General features: G+C 66.7%; 15 protein-coding genes and 2 tRNA genes. 5 read left to right on the top strand and 12 right to left on the bottom strand.

Going from position 1 to position 19,802, the window contains the following annotated elements; all coding sequences use genetic code 11:
- Genes trpS through ACR9Y5_RS01320 form a run of 3 tightly spaced genes read left to right on the top strand, consistent with a single transcriptional unit; the run spans nt 1 to nt 1,965 of the window.
- A complete protein-coding gene (gene trpS / locus ACR9Y5_RS01330; protein WP_481296253.1) occupies nt 1–1,041 on the top strand; it encodes a tryptophan--tRNA ligase in 1,041 nt (346 codons plus the stop codon).
- Nucleotides 1,042–1,076: 35 nt separating this feature from the next.
- Entirely contained in the window at nt 1,077–1,427 is a 351-nt protein-coding gene (locus ACR9Y5_RS01325) for a nuclear transport factor 2 family protein (protein WP_481296252.1), read from the top strand.
- Nucleotides 1,428–1,473: 46 nt separating this feature from the next.
- Nucleotides 1,474–1,965 carry a GNAT family N-acetyltransferase gene (locus ACR9Y5_RS01320; RefSeq protein WP_481296251.1) on the top strand — a complete coding sequence of 164 codons (492 nt, stop codon included), beginning with the start codon at nt 1,474–1,476 and terminating at the stop codon, nt 1,963–1,965.
- An 830-nt stretch (nt 1,966–2,795) separates the two neighbouring features.
- Here the strand turns inward: ACR9Y5_RS01320 and ACR9Y5_RS01315 are convergent.
- The 10 genes from ACR9Y5_RS01315 to pheA form a co-directional block, all read right to left on the bottom strand.
- Nucleotides 2,796–3,392: a GNAT family N-acetyltransferase gene (locus tag ACR9Y5_RS01315; protein WP_481296250.1), complete on the bottom strand. Its 597-nt coding sequence runs from the start codon at nt 3,390–3,392 to the stop codon at nt 2,796–2,798.
- 498 nt (nt 3,393–3,890) lie between these two features.
- Nucleotides 3,891–3,969 (bottom strand) — tRNA-Ser (locus ACR9Y5_RS01310).
- A 625-nt stretch (nt 3,970–4,594) separates the two neighbouring features.
- Nucleotides 4,595–5,491 (bottom strand): RHS repeat-associated core domain-containing protein, encoded by an 897-nt coding sequence (locus ACR9Y5_RS01305; protein ID WP_481296249.1) that lies wholly within the window; start codon nt 5,489–5,491, stop codon nt 4,595–4,597.
- A 906-nt stretch (nt 5,492–6,397) separates the two neighbouring features.
- Nucleotides 6,398–7,852: an RHS repeat-associated core domain-containing protein gene (locus ACR9Y5_RS01300; protein ID WP_481296248.1), complete on the bottom strand. Its 1,455-nt coding sequence runs from the start codon at nt 7,850–7,852 to the stop codon at nt 6,398–6,400.
- Between the two features lie 127 nt (nt 7,853–7,979).
- A tRNA-Ser gene (locus tag ACR9Y5_RS01295) sits at nt 7,980–8,064 on the bottom strand.
- Between the two features lie 37 nt (nt 8,065–8,101).
- Nucleotides 8,102–9,415, bottom strand: coding sequence for an LCP family protein (locus ACR9Y5_RS01290; RefSeq protein ID WP_481296247.1), 1,314 nt, complete (start codon nt 9,413–9,415; stop codon nt 8,102–8,104).
- 112 nt (nt 9,416–9,527) lie between these two features.
- Complete coding sequence (locus tag ACR9Y5_RS01285) at nt 9,528–10,331, bottom strand: HAD family hydrolase (RefSeq protein ID WP_481296246.1); 804 nt, start codon at nt 10,329–10,331, stop codon at nt 9,528–9,530.
- The gene (serS, locus tag ACR9Y5_RS01280) at nt 10,328–11,593 is read right to left on the bottom strand and encodes a serine--tRNA ligase (RefSeq protein ID WP_481296245.1); all 1,266 of its coding nucleotides are present in this window, start codon (nt 11,591–11,593) and stop codon (nt 10,328–10,330) included. The genes ACR9Y5_RS01285 and serS overlap by 4 nt, the downstream gene beginning before the upstream one ends.
- Nucleotides 11,594–11,652: 59 nt before the next feature.
- Nucleotides 11,653–12,282, bottom strand: coding sequence for a hypothetical protein (locus ACR9Y5_RS01275; protein ID WP_481296244.1), 630 nt, complete (start codon nt 12,280–12,282; stop codon nt 11,653–11,655).
- A 30-nt stretch (nt 12,283–12,312) separates the two neighbouring features.
- Complete coding sequence (gene pheA / locus ACR9Y5_RS01270) at nt 12,313–13,428, bottom strand: prephenate dehydratase (RefSeq protein ID WP_481296243.1); 1,116 nt, start codon at nt 13,426–13,428, stop codon at nt 12,313–12,315.
- Nucleotides 13,429–13,484: 56 nt separating this feature from the next.
- On the opposite strand from pheA, the gene pgm reads away from it, so the two are divergent.
- Nucleotides 13,485–15,104: a phosphoglucomutase (alpha-D-glucose-1,6-bisphosphate-dependent) gene (gene pgm, locus ACR9Y5_RS01265; protein ID WP_481296242.1), complete on the top strand. Its 1,620-nt coding sequence runs from the start codon at nt 13,485–13,487 to the stop codon at nt 15,102–15,104.
- Nucleotides 15,105–15,434: 330 nt separating this feature from the next.
- Here pgm and ACR9Y5_RS01260 read toward each other — a convergent pair whose 3' ends face one another.
- Complete coding sequence (locus ACR9Y5_RS01260) at nt 15,435–16,325, bottom strand: M15 family metallopeptidase (RefSeq protein ID WP_481296241.1); 891 nt, start codon at nt 16,323–16,325, stop codon at nt 15,435–15,437.
- Between the two features lie 49 nt (nt 16,326–16,374).
- Nucleotides 16,375–17,271 (bottom strand): amidase domain-containing protein, encoded by an 897-nt coding sequence (locus ACR9Y5_RS01255; protein ID WP_481296240.1) that lies wholly within the window; start codon nt 17,269–17,271, stop codon nt 16,375–16,377.
- Nucleotides 17,272–17,587: 316 nt separating this feature from the next.
- On the opposite strand from ACR9Y5_RS01255, the gene ACR9Y5_RS01250 reads away from it, so the two are divergent.
- Entirely contained in the window at nt 17,588–19,642 is a 2,055-nt protein-coding gene (locus tag ACR9Y5_RS01250) for an MDR family MFS transporter (RefSeq protein WP_481296239.1), read from the top strand.
- The last annotated feature ends 160 nt before the right edge of the window (nt 19,643–19,802 follow it).

Here is a 19,802-nt window from a genome sequence, read left to right as displayed (position 1 = left end):
ATGGATTCTTTCGCCGCAATGCGCGACCGCTCGACCACGCTCGCCGTCGATGTCGCCGATCACCCCGAGAACTACCGGGTTCTGACCGGCGAGAGACCGACAGGACGCCTTCATCTGGGGCACTACTTCGGCACGATCCTCGAGCGGGTGCGACTGCAGCAGTCGGGAGTCGAGACCTTCCTGGTCCTCGCGGACTACCAGGTCATCACCGATCGGGACACCACCGAGCACGTGCGCGATCATGTGCACGAGGCGGTACTGGATTATCTCGCCGCAGGCTTGCACCCCGAACGAACCGTCATCTTCGCCCATTCGTCGGTGCCGGCTTTGAACCAGTTGTTGCTGCCGTTTCTCAGCCTGGTCACCGAGTCGGAGCTCCACAGGAATCCGACGGTGAAGTCAGAACTGGCGGCATCCCGCCGGGCCCTGAGCGCCCTTCTCTTGACGTACCCGGTGCACCAGGCCGCGGACATCCTCTTCTGCAAAGGCAACCTGGTGCCTGTGGGCAAAGACAATCTGCCGCACGTGGAGATCACGCGCTCCATCGCCAGGCGCTTCAACGATCGCTACGGCTCGGTCTTCCCTGTTCCCGACGCACTGCTGACCTCCGCTCCGGAAGTGCCCGGGCTGGACGGGCGGAAGATGTCCAAGAGCTACGGAAACGCCATCACGCTCTCGATGACCCCCGAAGAGACCAGTGCCGCCATCCGGCGCAGTCCGACCGACGACGACCGACGGATCACCTTCGATCCCGCACTGCGACCAGGGGTCTCCGCGCTCCTGTCGACCGCGGCGCTGTGCCTGGGCGTGGAGCCGGAAGCCCTGGCCGCCGAGATCGGGATGGGAGGCAGCAAGGCGCTGAAGGAGGCGACCGCGTCTGCGGTGAATGCGTATCTGGCCCCCCACCGCGAGCGCCGGCACGAGCTGGCCCGGGATCCGGGTCTGGTGCACGAAGTCCTGAGCCGCGGGAGTGTGCGAGCGAACGCCATCGCCGATAGGACGCTCGCAGAGGTCCGCGAGGCCATGGGCACGGTGTATTGACGATGGAGCTGCTGGACGATGGCGACGCTCGTGTCGTGGATCTCCGCGACCGGGAACCCCTTTTCCACCGGCTGCCCGCTGACTCGGGTCGCACGGCAGCGGACGCGATCGCCGCGCCGACGTTCTTCGAAGTCGGCGCCTCGGGAAACCTCTACACCCGTCAGTACGTGATCGATGTCGTGGCCGTCCGATACGAAGAGGGGCTCGAACCCGACGACGACCTCTGGACGGTCGACGACTTCCAGATCCATCAGCTGGCAGAGTCGGTCTACCTGGCAACCTATCTGCTCCACCACCGAGGTGCTCCTTCTCGCCGGTCGACGATCTGGCAGCACGGCGCCTCCGGCTGGACCGCCCTCTACCATCAAGGAACCCCGGCCCCATGATGAGCAACGATGTCTTCCCCGGATCCGGCCGGCAACGATCGACGATGTGGCGGCCGTGCTCGACCTGTTCGACCAGGCGATCGAATGGTTCGCGACGTTCGGCAACGATAGACAGTGGGGGACCGCGCCGTTCTCGAGCCAACCGCGGCAGGTGGAGAGGGTCACTTCATGGCTGGGATCGCCCGGCGGCTGGATCGCCGAGGTCCCGGGAGTCCCCGTGGCCGGCGTGATCGTCCTCGGTGACAGGCACGACTACGTCCCGGAGGCGGACGGCGATGAACTCTACGTCCGGCTCCTCCTGAGCGCGCGGGTTCCTGAGGCGAAGGGCACCGGCAGGGCGCTGCTGGCCTTCGCCGACCGGCAAGCAACCTCGGCGGGGATACATCGCCTGCGGGTGGACTGCTACAACGGGGGCAACGGGCGACTCCCCGAGTTCTACGAGTCCTGCGGATATCACCGTACGGAGACGTTCACGGTTCGCGATTGGCCGGGCCAGATCTTGGAGCGCCGCCTACCCCATGGGCCTGCGGCAACGTAGGCACATGTGTTGAGTCTTCGGGGCGATAGCGGGCTCCCGGTGACGGGAAGGGGGTCGCAGCCAGGAGGCAGAAGGCAGCGAGCGAAGCCGAAGACGAGTGACGCCGTGATCATCGTCGCCGTGGCGATCGAGCCGAGACCGGACCGCGCACGCCACGCGACGTCGGCCTCCTTCCCCCACGAGTGCGAACAGGTCGCACGTTGAAGCCTCTGAAAATCGCTGCTCAGCGCCGTGGGAAGAGCCGGCTCCAGAAGGCAGCGAACCTCCCTGGTCGAGTGATCCGATCAACCGCGGCTAGGCGAGCGGCTGAGTGGGCTGGGATTCTGCGCATGCGCACCGCGGCCAGATCGTGGAGATTGTTACGCCGGGTCCCATCCCAGTTCGCATACAGATACGGGCCTCCCGCCGCGGAGATGGCACGCACGGGCACGCGAACGTATGAGTCAGGACCAGTGACGTAGCACGCCTCGCCCCGACTGATCTGGGCCGAAGCAGATTGGGCGTCCACCACGCCGTGGGGTGTTATGAGAGCAACGATGGTTCCGAGTTCGTCTCGTGCGACGAGCTCGACCTTCAGGTCGGACATGGTTCCTCGGGAGATGCGGCGGCTCGGGAAGCCGTCCGTAGGGGATCTGACAGAGCGGATTCCGCGAGTCCTCTCGCGCCGAAACCATCGCGCGAGACAACTGCGCCGACGTCCTGGTGAAAGGATAAGTGACCACGGATTGATCCGTCCAACAGGAGCGTCTTATAGCATTCATGAACCATTTGAATGATTCTGGGCGTCGCCGCATGAGCGCGTCGGCGCGAAGTTGAATACCCGGGATGCGCTACGCGGCCGCTCTCGGTCGGGAATCCCCTGCGCCGGGCGCCTCCGGCGCGATCGCGTCGGGAAGTCCCGCCTGTTCGCGGTAGTCCTCGCGGGAGAGAACATACGTGGTCAGCTCGGCTCCGCTGACCGCCAGCCTGAAGCCCAACCGACCCGCCATCGCACGCGAGCGTTCGTTATCGTTGCGCACTACCGCCGTCACAATGCACCCGCCCATCTCACCGAAAGCAGCGTCCAGCATCGCGTGGGCGGCCTCTGTCGCATACCCGTGACCACTACAATCCGAGCGCTGAAGCCAGCCGATTTCCAACGAGCGGGTCTCCGGGGCCAGCGTTCTCAAGTGGAGTGAAACGTCCCCGATGACGTGCCCTTCCTTCTCGAATGCCAGCACGAGAAAATCCCCCTGCTGCCGCAGCGATCTGTGACGAGTGCGATCGCGAAGATGCCGCAGAGCCTCCCGTCGCGTGCGGTCCGGCCAGCGGAGCATGCACCGGACGAACGCATCACTCTCGATCGCAAGCCAGTCCTCACCATCATCCATACGGTAGGGCCGTAGCAGCAGACGAGCTGTCCGGAACTCTCGAGCACGGATCGGCACCGTAAGCGCGGATCGGACCCTTGAGCCCGGAACGCGGAGAAGCCGTCGACCGACGAATCCAAAGCCCACGGCATTCCTTTCTCCTCACCCGGCTTTCACACTAAAAGCGTTTGATTTGCTATCGCCCTGAGCAGACAAGGCAGTTATGAGAACACCTCCAGGACTTCATTGCCCCAACTCAGCCTTCGCACAGCGGTCTCGTGTTCGGCGGGGCTGTCATGCATGACCTCCGCACCGGGGCTGCAGCCGTTGGCACCCTTCGCCCACATCTTTGCCGTGCTGGCAGAGATCGCACCTGAACCTGCCGTCGTGCCTCTTCCAGCCGGATGGCCGTTCGAACTCCCCCCGAACACGAGATCGCGCGACTCGAGGATGGTCCCCGCATCAACTTCGGCGGAATCAATCGGTGCGGTCGGTGCTGGAACCCCGGAGCGAGCGGCGGAGACGACTCCTGCACGATCAATCGCGAGGTCGAACCCCTGCAATCTAAGCATGCGGAGGGCGTGGGATTCGAACCCACGAGACATTTCTGCCCACCAGTTTTCAAGACTGGCAGATAGCCCATTCCTAACCCCTTGTTTTCGCGCCTGACCGGCTCATAACTTCTTTTACCTGCCGTAGTCGCCGATGTTTACTGTAGTGCCGAAAGGGCACGCTCGGGGCACGCTCAACACAAACCGCAGGCGACTGCTGGGTGGTACCGAAGCGGCACGAACAGGACAAGGAACCGCCGATAACTGAACATTGGCGCAGCCGGAAACGGCGCTCGCTAGAAGGTTTGTGCGACGAGGACGAGCCCGGCAACCACGAGAAGCGCTCCAACGCCTCCGAGCAGGCTCGACATTACGACAGCTGCCGGTGGAACGGGCACTCGCGATGATCGCAGACGAGCCATGTACATTGGCCAGACTCGAGACAAAAGGTAGGCGGTGATCCCGACAAGCGCGACACCCACGATGAGGAACACGAAGGCGAGTACCACGATCATCTGCCACCCCGAGTGGCCATTACACCCAAGAACACTCCAGTGGCGATCATCGCGACCCCTACTACCCTAAACGCCCAAGGCCGCACGAACGGCGAAGGTTGGCTCGATGCCGCAAGCGCCGATGAAATCGCCCTCCCCTTCCACGTGAATAGCCCGCCAGCCGCTAGCAGGATCGCCGCAACAACCATCTCAAGAACTGTCATGTGCGCCTCAATCAGAATGCGAGGTTGCCTATCGTGCCAGTGACCGCGCTGATGCCGTTGGATAAGAAGGGCGGTATGAAGGGCGAAATAGTAGCTGCTGCCGTTCCCCCATAGTAAATGGCACCCGCTCCGCATCTGTTGCCCCAGTCGTCGGCAACGCACGAGGATGCTAGGGCGTAGCCGCCCAACACCAGGGAGCCGTACCCTAGAACCTTGCTCACACCGGCGGCTGCAACACAAGCTTCCGGGCCCGCCAGGCAAGCGCCTGCCGACAAAGCGCCGAGCGCATTCAACCCGACGGCGGTCCAAGCGGCCGCAACGGCGACTGTCCTACCGAGCTTCGATTGCGCAAACGATCGGATGGGAAGATAAGTGTTGACCGTCACCGTGATCCAGCCCGGCACAGATCGCGGCTTTGATGGCCCACCACCTCCACCGCTGCTCTTTCCGTACGCGTCCGAGCTAACTGAGTGGATGACCGGTGCAACACCGGCCTGCAGTGTGGAACCGTGAATGGGAGTGGTGGTGCCGTAATCGTTGAGGCGCAGACCCCACTTCCCGTTCGTATCGTTGTTATCGATGGGGTCGCTGGGATAGGTGTAGTCGTTAGCATTTCCACCCATGAGCGGGTCGACCGAGAGAAAGATTCCAAGCAGAGGTGCGTATTGGCGCGCGCCCATTTCAATGGTGTCTAGCCCATTCAAATCAAGCAAACCTTTGCCATGCGCGCCTTCGAACCCGTTGGAGATGTTCGGTGTGGTGGTGTTGTTGGGTCCCGACGCATCCGCGCTGATTGTGCCGACGCAGCCGGTGATCGGACTGATTGGGTCGCCGAATGGGTCGTAGAGCGCAATCGCACCGGCTCGCGTTCCAGTGCCGTCTGCGGTGACCAGGTTGTGTCCGGTCAAGCCCGGATAGGACCAGACTTGTGAGCTCGAGCGAATAGAGAGGGTCGCTCCGCCGGGGAGACCAATCGTCTGTTCCTGACTCGCGTTTGTAGCGGCAAGGGTGAGGCCGAGCGCATCCCCGCTGGCTAGTTTGGGCGCCAAGTGAGCGCATCAGTCTTGTCTTTTTCTCGCCGCCTCCGCTGGCCTTCAGCCTTGATGTGCCGACTGGACGGTGGCACCCAAAGCAGCACAGCGGCTGCAATGAGGAGCACGTGCGGCAGTAGATCCAACGGGGTGGTAATCGATCTGAACGACACCATAATTCCGAGGGCGGCGATGATACTGATTGCTACTCTGCTAGCACGCGAGCCACGCGATGATGCGACGGAGAGTGCGACGGGCGCAACCAGATATGCGAGCTCTATGACGATGTAAACCACCAACAGTGTTCTCATTGCCGAAGCCGTGGGCACTTCGTCTCTGGGTGTACCTGTGAAGATGCTTGCCCCGGTGACACCATGCGCGAGCAACGAGCCGATCGCAATCAACGCTCCCGTAACGGCGAACGCCACAATGAGCCACACTGCCAGCCGCATCGTCACCGGGGGGCGACGTGTTTTCGACCTACGCGCCATAGCATGCATTCCTTATCCGGCCATGACCTGCGACTCCGTGTCCCCAATCCACGCACGCGCCAGTCAAGATAGGTAGTAGATCATCACCCCGGCAACAATCAACGCGAGACAAATACCTATGCCGAGCCAGACGGGCACGATCGATCGATGCTTCCCAGCGGCCACTCGCCTATCCCCCACGCGCTGATCGAACCTTCTCGCCCAGGGCAAAAAGAACGACAGAATTATCGCGATGACGACAAGACCGATCAACCAGAGTGGCAACTGCTGACACGCTTTCTATTTGAGTTGTTTACTCGGACCAAGAATCTATCCATATCTCGTTGATGTCGTAGCCAGACTTAATCTGGTCCGCTCCTTCAAGAACCTGACCAAATTTTGGATCTTGTGAACCGGCATATGCGATTACCATCCCTGTCACGCAACCAACCGCAAACCCGATCAGCGCCCCCACACCGAAGGTGGCCTCCGCAGCACCAGCGAGGGATACCAACGCTCCCGAGCCGCCTCCCGCTAGACATGCACCTCCGTATTGAGCGGCCGTCGGCGTCGGCAGGAAGGCCTGCTTATCTGCGCTGACATTCGGCCCGAATGCTGGCGCTGCACCGACGCTCGGCCGCGGGCGTGGTGGAACGGCCCGGGGAGAAGAACCAGCAGTTGATGCAGGCGACCCGCCCTTGGACCCGCTGCCCCTCGTTGACCCCCCGCCGCTCGCAGTTGAGGGCAAGGTGTAGTGCCCAACAACAGGGTTGCTACCACCAGAACTGGGCCCGTCGTTGAACCGGAAACCGTTGCCGTATTGGCCCGATAGGTCGTTTCCGTTAATGGGGTCGTTTGGGTACGTGTAGTCGTTGGCGTTCCCGCCTGGGACCGGGTCAACCGAGAGGAATATGCCCAGGAGGGGGACGTACTGGCGAGCACCCATTTCGATGGTGTCGATCCCCCCAAGAGTTAATAGACCCTTCCCGTGAGAGCCTTCATAGCCGTTTGAGACATTCGGTGTGGGGGTGTTCGCCGGACCACTGGTGTCTGCAGTCGTGGTTCCGATGCACCCGGTATTGGGGTCGATCGAGTCACCGAAGGGGTCGTACAGGGCCAGTTTCCCGGTACGCGTCCCCGCGTCGTCTGTCGTCACGAGGACGTGACCGCTTATCCCGGGGTAGGACCACACCTGGCCGCTCGCACGAATCGAGACCGATGCGCCGCCTGGGACGCTAATGTTCTGCTCCTGAGTGGCTTTGCTGGCGTCCAGGGTGACTTGCCCAATCCCCGTGGAGGCGTAGTAGACGGTGGTCTTGGTTCCTCCGGCCGGGGTTTGATCCATCTCTATGATGCGGTCTTCCGCGTCGCGCTGGTAGTTGACCTTGGTGCCGTCAGCCAGGGTGGTAGACATGTGTCGGTTGGTCTCGTCGTACCCGAGGGTTTCGGTGCCGAGCTGGGTGATGTTGCCGTGCGCGTCGTAAGCGAGGTTCGCGGGCGAGCTGGCGGTGCTGAGGTTGGCACCCATCACGATGTCCGGATTAGCGGGAGCGCCGGAGACCGTGTTCGAGGTAAGTCGGTCGGCGTTGTCGTAGCAGGAGGTCATGTTGACAGCGGGGTTTGGCGCGCTCGCTCCAGGTGCCGTGGTGACGTCCGTGAAGCTGGTCCTGTCGCTGTCTGCGCCTGCTGATGTGTTTGCTCCGCACCCGCCGCTAGCAGCGTAGTTGTAGTACAGCGCGTTGTATGGGACGGTCACTTGTCTGCCCATGACCTTCTATACGCGTGGGAAGGCCGATTGAGCCGCACTCGGGCAAAAAAGGTGCACGGGTGGGGCACGGCTCTCAGCGACATTGGTGGCGGCAGGAAATAGAATCGCAGGTCTGACGAAAAATAAGCGGAGGGCGTGGGATTCGAACCCACGAGACATTTCTGCCCACCAGTTTTCAAGACTGGCTCCATCGGCCGCTCGGACAGCCCTCCCGGCGCCGGGGCGAACCGGCGTCGCCCGATTCTAACGTCAGTCCTGGAAAGGCTTCGAGCAGGTGTACTGGGCGGCCGTCTGGCCGTGGACGTCCGAGGGCAGCTGCACCGAGCCGTCCGCAGGCGGGGTGGATGCACCGGTTCCCGGCGCGGGGGCCTGCGTCGCGGGCGCCTGCGTCGCGGGAGCCTGCGTCGCGGGAGCCTGCGTCGCCGGAGCCGGGGGCGCGGCCGGCGCCTGCGTCGCGGGCGCGTTCGGGTCCGCCTCGGAGCCGACGCCCGTGTCACCGGTGAGGGAGACCGGCTGGTCGTTCTGCAGGGCGCCCATCAGCTGGTCGGCGGCATCCTTCGTCGGGGAGACCCCGTCGCCGTCGTAGTGGTTGGGGTACTGCACGAACACGACCTTGCTGATGTCGATGTTCTTCAGAGCCATGGCCATCGACACGATCGTGGTCGGGTTGTTGAGGCTGTCGGAGAGCGTGATGTTGCTGGTGGCAGCCTTCGCGATGCCGTACAGCTTGACCGGGTTGCTCAGCACGTCGGCGCTCTTGATCGTGCGGACCAGCGAGGAGAGGAACACCTGCTGGTTGCTGATGCGGCCGAGGTCCGAGCCGTCCCCGACGCCGTGACGTGTGCGGAGGAACGCGAGCGCCTGCGAGCCCTGCAGCGTGTTCTGGCCGGCCTTCACGTTCAGGCCCGTGTACGGGTCCTCGATGTCGCCAGCGACGCAGACGGGCACCCCGCCGACCGCGTTCGACATCTCGATCACGCCGTCGAACTGGATGACACCGGCGTACGGGATGTCGAGGCCCGTCAGCTTCTCGACCGTCAGGACGGTGCACGCGAGGCCGCCGTAGCTCAGCGAGTTGTTGATCTTCTGGCGGCTCATCGCGTCGAAGCTTCCGCCCTTCGGGTCCGGGCACGACGGGATGGACACGTACATGTCGCGGGGGAAGCTGACGACGGTCGCGTTCTTGTGGTCGGCGGACACGTGCAGCAGCATCGTGACGTCGTTGAGGTTCTCTTCCCGGTCGCCGTAGGCGCTGTTGCCGCCGCCCGAGTCGCTTCCGGCCAGCAGCACGTTGAACGCGCCGTTCATGGCGCCGACACCGGGCGTCACCTCGTTGCCCTTGGCGTCGACCAGCTTGACCGACTTCTTGACGCTGGAGACCACATCCACCGCCGCGTACGCCGCGAGCGAGACGCCGGTGACACCGACGACGGCGATGACTGCGACGACGATCTTGAGGAGTGCCCTGAGCGGATGGTGCTGCTTCAGTCGACCGTGGCGGACCGCTGGTCCTGCCGTCTTCTCCTGCGCACGCGCTTGCGCGCGGGTGGGCATCTCGCTCATTCACTTCCTTCCGGATGGGACGTGTTCACGTTCACAGGCGCGCACCGAAAACGGGCGCACGCCACCGTAGAGCATGCCACGGGAGGCTGGCAATGCTCTCAAAGGGGGGTGTTCAGAGCGCGGCGAGGACCTCGGCGAGGCCGTCCTCGACGACCGGCCCCGTTGTGCGCGTGGCCGCCGCCTTCACCTCGTCCGGCGCCTGTCCCATCGCGACGCTCAGACCTTCCGCGCCCGCCCACTGCAGCAGCTCGAGGTCGTTCCGCCCGTCGCCCACGGCGACGACGTTCGACCGCGGGATGTCGAGAGCGTGTCGTACCCGCTCCATCGCGGTCGCCTTGCTGACGCCGTCCGGGGAGATGTCGAGCCAGGCCGTCCAGCCGATCGAGTAGCTGACGCGCTGGAGTCCCATCCGGTCGACGATCGCCAGGAACTCCTCGGTGTCGTGCTCGGGCGAGACGACGACCACGCGGGTGGCGGGATGCTGGAGCAGCTCCTCGAAGGGCACCTGCTCGGCGTTGACGAGCTCCCAGTCGGTCATGCCCTCGGTGTACCGCCGGAAGCCGCTCGGGTCCTCCACCATGAAGCTGCCGCCCGGCAGGTGCGGGCGGATCGTCTCGAGCACGTCGGTGGGGTCGAACATCTCGATGAACTCGCGGCGGTATCCGCCCGGCGAGCCGCCGTCGCGCTTCATCGTCAGCGCACCGTTCGCGCAGACCACGAACTGGCTGGTCAGGCCGAACTCCTCGTGGATCGGGCGCGCCGTCTCCCAGCTGCGCCCGGTGGCGAGCATGACCTCGTTGCCGGCCTCGCGCACCCGGGCGACCGCATCCCGCACGGCCTCGCCGACGGTCTCGTCCTCGTGGATCAGGGTGCCGTCGACGTCGAGCGCGACCAGCAGCCGGGATGCGTCGCTCACCGCGCGATCGGCTCCAGCAGTTCCAGACCGCCGAGGTAGGGGCGCAGCGCCTCGGGCACGCGCACCGATCCGTCCTCCTGCTGGTGCGTCTCCAGGATCGCGACCAGCCAGCGCGTCGTCGCGAGCGTGCCGTTCAGCGTCGCCACCGGGGCCGTCTTGCCGCTCTCGGTGCGGTAGCGGATGTCGAGCCGGCGGGCCTGGAAGGTGGTGCAGTTCGAGGTCGAGGTGAGCTCGCGGTAGCGGCCCTGCGTGGGGATCCACGCCTCGACGTCGTACTTGCGGGCGGCGCTCGACCCCAGGTCGCCCGCGGCCGTGTCGATGACGCGGTAGCTGAGGCCCAGCGCCTGCATCATCTCCTCCTGCCAGCCCAGCAGCCGCTCGTGCTCGGCCTCGGCCTCCTCGGGCCGCGTGTAAACGAACATCTCGAGCTTGTCGAACTGGTGCACGCGGATGATGCCGCGCGTGTCCTTGCCGGCGGAGCCGGCCTCGCGCCGGTAGCAGGTCGACCATCCGGCGTATCGGAGCGGCGCATCCACCTCGATGATCTCGTCGGCGTGATACCCGGCCAGGGCGACCTCGCTCGTGCCGGTCAGGTAGAGGTCGTCGTTCTCGAGGTGGTAGACCTCGTCGGCGTGCGCGCCGAGGAAGCCGGTGCCCTGCATGATCTCCGGCTTCACCAGCGTCGGCGTGATCATCGGGATGAAGTCGTTGCGCAGCGCCTTGTCGAGCGCCATGTTCATCAGCGCGAGCTCGAGGCGGGCGCCGATGCCGCGGAGGTACGAGAAGCGTGCGCCCGCGACCTTCGCGCCGCGGGCCATGTCGATCGCACCGAGCAGCTCGCCGAGCTCGAGGTGGTCCCGCGCCTCGAAGTCGAACGCCGGGATCTCGCCCACCGTCTTCAGCACCACGAAGTCGTCCTCGCCGCCGGCCGGGACGCCGTCGACGATCGGGTTGCCGATGCTCCGGATCAGCCGGTCGAAGCGGGCGTCGGCGTCGTTGGCCGCCTGCTGCGCCTCCTTGACGCGGCCCGCCAGCTGCTGGGCCTGCGCGACCAGCTCCTTCTTCTCCTCCTTCGGCGCCTTCGCGACCGTCTTGCCGAACGCGTTCTGCTCGGCCCGCAGCTCCTCGAACGCCGTGATGGCGGCGCGCCGCTCGATGTCCGCCTGGATGGCCTCGTCGACCAGCTGCACGGAGTCGCCGCGCGCCTCCTGCGAGCGGCGGACGACATCGGGGTTCTCGCGGAGGAGCACGGGATCGATCACCCGACCAGCTTATCGACCGATGCCGCGCGGGGAGTGTGCTGCGGGGCGGCCCGGACCGCCTACAGTTCGTCGTCCCCCAGCGGTTCGCGCTCGCGCTCGCGGGTGCGCCGCGCGCCGAGCGCCGTCAGGAACAGGAGCGCCACCAGCGTCAGCAGTCCTACCGTGATGAGCGGCCCGGCGAGCATCCACCCGATCTGCGCGAAGACGAGCGAACCGACGTCGCTGGTCGGGGTCGGTCCGTTGTACGAGGACGTCACCGAGATCGCGTAGAGCACGATCCCGAGCACGACCAGGCCGGCGCCGACGATCCACAGCGCCAGCATGTACGGGTTGCGGCGCGGGTTCAGTTCGAGGCCCGCGAGTGCACCCGGGGACGCGACCACGATCGCAGGCTCCATGGCCCCCGCCTGCGCTGCGACGGAAAGGGGTGCCGGAGCGAGCACGCCGGGAGTGCTGTCCGGCAGGTACGCCGGCTCGGCCTCGCGTTCCGGCCACGCCGGCTCGGCCGGCGCACGCTCGGACCCGAGCACCGGCGACGGCCGGCGGGATGCGGTGTCCGGCGCTTCGGCGCGCACGCGCACCCGCGGCCGCTCGCCCGGCTGCGGCTGGTATCCGCGCTGGAAAGACGGGTCGTAGCGCGGATCGAATCCGCTGTCGCGACCGCTGCCGTCACGCTCCTCGGCGACCATGATGACCTCCCGACGTCCTGCTTCCGCAGCCTACGCCGGGGCGCCGGGGTTCTGGCCCGTGGGCCGCTCGCCGGTCTCGTCGGCGGTCCCGTCTGCCGTCTCGTCGGCCGTCCCGTCGGCCGTCTCGTCAGTCAGGGACGCCAGCCACTCGCGCGCCTCCGTGAACACCTCGTCGCGGTAGCGCTGGTCGAACTCGACCGGCGCGCCGTCTGCCCGCGGGTACGACCCCAGGAACATCACCGACGGGCTGAACCGGCGCAGGCCCAGGAGGGCGTCGGCCACCCGCTCGTCCCGGATGTGACCGTCGGCGTCGATGACGAATCGGTAGCGGCCGAGCGCATCCCCGACGGGCCGCGACTCGATGAGACTGAGGTTGACGCCGCGCGTCGAGAACTGCTCGAGGAGGTCGAGGAGGCTTCCCGGCCGGTCGTCGGGCAGCTCCGCGATCAGGCTGGTCTTGTCGGCGCCGGTGGGCTCGGGGACGCTGCGGGTGGTGCTGACCAGGACGAACCGGGTCACCGCGTTGGCGTTGTCGCCGATGTTCTCGGCGAGCACGACCACGTCGTGGTGGTCGACGATCCCGGGCGGTGCGACGGCCGCATCCGCAGCACTGCCCTCGAAGAGCGATGCGGCGGCCGCCACGTTGCTCGAGGCGGGCAGGTGACCGTGGTCGGGCAGGTGGCGGTCCAGCCACTGATGGCACTGGGCGTAGGCGACGGGATGCGCATTCACCGTCCGCACGTCGGCGAGCGTCGTGCCGGGCCGCGCCACGAGCACGAAGTTCACCGGGACGAGATACTCGCCGATGATGCGCAGACCCGGGATGGTGGCCAGCGCATCCTGGGCGACCGACACCCCGCCCTCGATCGAGTTCTCGATCGCGATCATGGCGGCCACGCTGCGGCCCTCCACCACGTCGGCGAGCGCCTCGCCGAGGTTGTTCACCGCCCGCCAGTTCTTGCCGCGCGCCTCCGGGACCTGCTTGAGCGCGGCCTCCGTGAAGGTGCCCGACGGGCCGAGGAAGCTGTACACGTCGTCGAGGGAGGCGGGCAGCTCGGCCGGGGCGCCGTCGGGGCTGGTACCGGGGCTGCCGTCGGCGCCGGCGTCGGTGCTGCCTGCGATGCTGCCGTCGGGGGCGGTGGACATGCCGCTCAGCTTACCGAGCCGTTGGCCCAGCCCCTCCGCCGTGGAAGAGTAGGGACATGGACGAACGAGCCGGCACCCCCGCCCAGCCTTCCGACCTGATCGACGTCGACGCCCTGCGCCGCGCGTACTACGAGCTGAAGCCGGATGTGAGCATCCCGGAGCAGCGCGTGGTGTTCGGCACCTCCGGCCACCGCGGGTCGTCGCTGAACACGGCGTTCAACGAGGACCACATCGCCGCCACCACGCAGGCGATCGTCGAGTACCGCAACAGCCAGGGCATCACCGGTCCGCTCTTCATCGGCGCCGACACGCACCTGCTCAGCGAGTTCGCGACGACCACCGCCCTCGCCGTGCTCGTCGGCAACGAGGTGCGCGTGCTCGTCGACGAGTTCGACGACTGGGTACCCACGCCTGCGGTCTCGCATGCGATCATCCGCTACAACCGCGCGGGCCACGGCGACGAGGCGGACGGCATCGTCGTCACCCCGAGCCACAACCCGCCGTCCGACGGCGGCTTCAAGTACAACCCGCCGCACGGCGGACCGGCCGACACCGACGCGACCAGCTGGATCGCGAAGCGGGCCAACGAGATCATCGCGAACGGGATGACCGAGGTGCGGATGGCGGAGCCGTCCGGTGTCGAGACGTACGACTTCCGCGGGCACTACGTCGACGACCTCGAGAACATCATCGACGTGAAGGCGATCAAGGACAGCGGCATCCGCATCGGGGCGGACCCGCTGGGCGGCGCGAGCGTCCACTACTGGGAGGCGATCGCCGAGCGCTACGGCCTCGACCTGACCGTCGTGAACCCGGACGTCGACCCCACCTGGAGCTTCATGACGCTCGACTGGGACGGCAAGATCCGCATGGATCCGTCCAGCCCGTCCGCGATGGCGTCGGTGGTGGCGCGCCGGGCGGACTTCGACATCCTCACCGGAAACGACGCGGACGCGGACCGTCACGGCATCGTGACGCCCGACGGCGGTCTGATGAACCCGAACCACTACCTCGCCGTCGCGATCGAGTACCTGTTCCGCACGCGCACGGAGTGGCGGAAGGATGCGGCGGTCGGCAAGACGCTGGTCTCGTCGTCGATCATCGACCGGGTGGCCGAGTCGCTGGGCCGACGCCTCTGGGAGGTCCCGGTCGGCTTCAAGTGGTTCGTCCCGGGGCTGATCGACGGCACCGTCGGCTTCGGCGGCGAGGAGAGCGCAGGCGCGTCGTTCCTCCGCTTCGACGGGACGGCGTGGACGACCGACAAGGACGGCATCCTGCTCGCCCTGCTCGCCAGCGAGATCCGGGCAGTGACCGGCAAGTCCCCGTCGGAGCTGTACCGCGAGCTGACCGAGCGCTTCGGCGACCCGGTCTACCAGCGGGTGGATGCGCCCGCCTCGCCCGAGCAGAAGGCGGCGCTGTCGAAGCTCGACGGCGACGCGATCTCGGCGACCGAGCTGGCCGGCGAGCCGATCACGGCGAAGCTGAGCCGCGCGCCGGGCAACGACGCACCGCTCGGCGGCGTGAAGGTGCAGACCGGGACGGCGTGGTTCGCCGCCCGGCCGTCGGGCACGGAGAACGTCTACAAGATCTACGCCGAGTCGTTCGTCGGCGAGGACGACCTGCGCGAGGTGCAGGAGGAGGCCAAGCGGATCGTCGGGGACGCGCTGGGGGGCTGAGCGGCGGGGCCGGTTCGGCCGGTTCGGCCGGTTCGGCCGGTTCGGCCGGCCGGGCGCAGGTCCATCGTCGGAGAAACGGTCCCAAATCTCCGACACAGAGCGCTGCAGCAGGACTTCCGGCCGCGTTCGCCCCGAATCCCCGAGATACGGCGACAGATCTCCGACGATCGGTGTGCTCGGCGCTGAACGCCCGGGCGGCGCGTCCATCGTCGGAGAAACAGTCCCAAATCTCCGACACAGAGCGCTGCAGCAGGACTTCCGGCCTCATTCGCCCCGAATCTCCGACATACGGCGACAGATCTCCGACGATCGGCAGACGGCACGTCGCGGTCAGCCGGAGTAGGCGGTGCCTCCGGGCAGGCCGAAGAACTCCTCCAGCGTGGTCACGCCCGTCGTGTGCAGCTGGGCCGCGAGTGGCGTCCCGACGTAGCGGAAATGCCACGGCTCGTAGGTGAAGCCGGTGACGGCCACCTTGTCGGCCGGGTAGCGCAGGATGAAGCCGAAGCGCCACGCGTTGGCCGCCAGCCAGCGGCCCTGCGGCGTCTCCCCGAAGCAGGCGTCGAGCGAGCACTTCGCCGGGAGCGCGCTGATGTCGACGGCGAGTCCCGTCTGGTGCTCGCTGTGGCCCGGCCGCGCCGTGTCGGTGTCGGCGTAGGCCTGCCCGTTGTGCGCGACGTCGTCGTCGTAGACGCGGGTCTGCGACTCGAACGACCGGTACGCGCTCTGCACCGAGAAGTCCAGGCCGGCCTCGGCCTTCCCTGCCTGGAACATCGCGACGAGGGCGGCAGCGGTCTGCTGCCGCATCGGCTGGTGGTTGATGTTGGCGACCTGCGGGTACGTCAGGTCGAGGGGAACGAAGGCGATCGGGGCGAGCGCGCGCGGCTTGTTCACGACGACCCACGGGCTGGCGGGATCGTCGACCGACTGGGCGGCCCTGTCGAAGGCGACGACGGGCGGCGCCGGGGTGACCGTGGGCGCCGCGGTGACCGCCGGCGCCGGAGTGACCGCGGGCGTGGCCGTGGGCGTCGGGGTGACGGTCGGCGTGGGCCGCGCCGGACGGGGGGTGGCGGGACGATGCGGCGTGGGCCGGTGGCTCGCCGGCGCTGCGGCGACCGGGCCGCTCACGCATCCCGTCAGCACCAGGGCGGCGAGAAGCGCCCCTCCGACGACGACTGCGCGCGTCGAGCGAGCCCGCCATGCGCGGGCGCCCCCCAGATCCACGCGACGAGCCTAGCCCACCAGGATGCCGCCCACGCGGCAGCGGTCACGCTTACTTGGAGAGGCTCCAGAAGTGCCCGGTTCCGCCCGGGTGGTCGACCGTGATCGCCTCGTCGAGGTCGCGGTAGTCGCTGTCCTCGTTGTGGCCCACCATCTTGATCTTGATCTGGCCGTTGACGTTCTGCACGGCGGAGACGACCTGCACGTGATCGAGCGAGTCGTTGTTGTTCCAGTCGAACATCACGATGTCGCCGACCTTGATCTTGTCGCGCTGATCGAACGAGTACTCGGTGAGCCCGAGCTGCGCCGCGTTCTCGCGGAAGTAGTTGTCCATCGCCGGCACGTAGCCCCACGCCGGGCTCCACTGCGCGGCGGCGTTCCGGTTGTACCACTCGCTGTTCATCTGCCAGCCGCGGGCGATCAGCGTCTGGCTGACGAAGTTGGCGCAGTCTCCGCCGACCGGGTTCAGGTCGCCGTACTGGGCGGTGTTGTAGTTCTTCCAGTAGGTGAGCGCGTAGGCGAGCTGCTTGTCCACCGGGGTCTGCACCTGGTAGTCGTACGTCGGCGCCGAGGTCGTCACCGGCTTGCCGCTCTTGTCGGTGACCGTCACCGGGACGCTGCCCGCCTGGAAGTTCGCGGCCGCGGGAACGCTCACGACGACCTTGTCGTCGGTGGCCTGCGTCACGGTGGCCGGCTGACCGCCGATCTGCACCGCGGCCACCTTCTCGAGGTTGGTGCCGGTCAGGGTGACCGTGCCTCCGGAGACACTGCCAGCGGCCGGCTGGATGGATGACACGACGGACGAGGTCGGCGACGGCGAGGGTGCGGCGGCCTGGGCGACGGCTTTCGTCACCGGGGACGGCTCTCCGGCGCACGCGGTGAACGCGAGCGCTGCAGTCGCGACCACGGCGGTGAGGGCGAGGATGCGGCGGGGGCTGAGAGAACTCATACGACCTTACGAGCGGATTCGGAGGATGTCGGAGCGGTGCGCTTCAACGGTACGCTCGCAAGTTTTGCGTCACCTGAAGAGGGGGCGGTGTCGTTCGTTTTCCACGCTGTCCGAGTTCACGATGGCCCACAGGTCCGCGGCTGTCACGGGGGCGTTCGCCGCTGGCGAACGGGATGGCCGCAACCGTGCCTCGCGCGTTGTGGGCAGGGTGGCAGCGGGTGTAACTTTGCAGTCTCCGCAAAAATTCTCTTTGCCCCACACCGGTGTGACGCTCCGCGTGCCGGGCGTCCCCACCCGCCTCTCGACACGGAGACAGATGTCCAGTCAGACCAGCGCGGCGACAGCCGCCCCCAAACCGATCATGTCGCATCGCGAGATCCTTCTCGTGATCTTCGGCCTCATGGCCGGCATGTTCCTTTCCGCCCTCGACCAGACCATCGTCGGTACGGCCATCCGCACCATCGGCGACGACCTGCACGGTCTGAGCGAGCAGGCCTGGGTCACCACCGGGTACCTGATCGTCTCGACGATCTCGACGCCGATCTACGGCAAGCTCTCCGACATCTTCGGTCGCCGCCCGCTGTTCGTCATCGCCATCCTCATCTTCATCGCCGGTTCGATCCTCGCGTCGTTCTCGACGTCGATGGTCGAGCTCGCCGCGTTCCGCGCCATCCAGGGCCTCGGCGCCGGTGGTCTGATGTCGATGCCGCTCGCGATCATGGGCGACATGCTGGCCCCGCGCGAGCGCGCCAAGTACCAGGGCTACTTCCTGGCCGTTTTCGGCATCTCGAGCCTCATCGGCCCGCTGATCGGCGGCCTGTTCGCCGGAGCGGACCAGATCCTGTGGATCACGGGCTGGCGCTGGGTGTTCCTGATCAACGTGCCGATCGGCCTGATCGCCCTGGCGATGGTGCTGCGGTTCCTGCACCTGCCGAAGCGCGAACGCGGGTCCGCCCGCATCGACTGGTGGGGCGCCGCCGGCGTCATCGTCGCTCTCGTCCCGCTGCTGCTCGTCGCCGAGCAGGGCCGCACCTGGGGCTGGGACAGCCCGGCCTCCATCGCCTGCTACGTGATCGGCGGCCTCGGCGTCATCGCGTTCATCCTGATCGAGATCGCGATGAAGGACGACGCGCTCATCCCGATCAAGCTGTTCCGTTCGAGCACGTTCTCGATGGCGACCATCATCGGCGTCTTCGTCGGTTTCGGGATGTTCGGCGCCATGCTGACCCTCCCGCTGTACCTGCAGCTGGTGCTCGGCTCGACCCCGACCGAGTCCGGCCTGCAGCTGCTGCCGATGATCCTCGGTCTCATGGTCTCGTCGATCGTCTCGGGACAGATCATCGCCCGCACCGGCCGCTACCGGCAGTTCCCGATCATCGGAACCGCGATGCTCGCGGGCGGGTTCTTCTACCTGACGTTCATCAAGTACGACGACTCGTACTGGTTCATCGCCGGCGCCATGCTGCTGATCGGCCTCGGACTCGGCCAGCTGATGCAGACGCTGACCATCGCCAGCCAGAACTCGGTCGGCCTGAAGGACATGGGTGTCGCGACCAGCGCGTCCACCTTCTTCCGCCAGATCGGTGGAACGCTCGGCACGGCCGTTCTGCTGTCGCTGCTGTTCACCGTGTTCCCGGCGAACATCAAGACCGCCCTGACCGACACACCGACGCTCACCAGCGCTCTGGATGCCGCGCTGACCCCCTCGGTCGCCAGCGCGCCCGAGAACAAGCAGATCATGGACCAGATCTACAACAAGATCGTCGACCCGATCGAGAAGCAGGCGCAGGCCCAGGCGCACGAGGCCGGCGTCCAGCAGGCGGTCGCCCAGGGCGTCCCGCAGGCCGTCGCCGAGCAGAAGGTGCCGGCTGAGCCGATCGACTTCTCGAACGCCGATCAGCGCAAGCAGGTCGTCGACGCCGTCGTGCCGACGGTCGCCGACAAGCTCAAGACGACGGACAGCGGCTCCAGCAGCGCGGACGTCAACGACACCTCGTTCCTGAACGACGCGGACAAGCGCCTGTCGAAGCCGTTCCTGGTGGCTTTCAACGCGTCGGCGGTGACGGTCTACTGGGTGGCCATGATCGTGGTGCTGATCGCGTTCATCCTGTCGCTGTTCTTCAAGACCCCGCCGTTGCGTGCCAAGTCGGCGCTACAGGAGGCGGCGGACGACAAGGCCGAGGCGGATGCGAAGGCCACGGCCGAGCGCGAGCCCGTCGGCGCGTACGCTTCGCTGTCGGAGGACGACGACGAGGAGTACGACGTGGGGCTGCTCGCGAACCGCGCCGCGAGCGAGTTCGGAGCGCTCGTCGAGCCGGGTGCGGACACCGCATCCACGCGGGCCCAGCGCCCGCAGCCTGCGACCGACTGACGCGCAGAGCGCTCACGACGGCCGTCACTCCCCCGGGAGTGGCGGCCGTTCCGCGTTTCCGCGGAATCACGGCGATGAGAGCGCGACCACAAAAGCCTTGACACCGAGTGCCGATACGCTCTACATTCTCCTCAAACGCGTGAGAGCGCTCTCACGCCTC

This window comes from Leifsonia sp. KNZ13-11D, assembly GCF_056754895.1.
The sequence above is the reverse complement of the archived record's forward strand: the minus strand, read 5'-3'. Positions and strand labels throughout refer to the sequence as shown.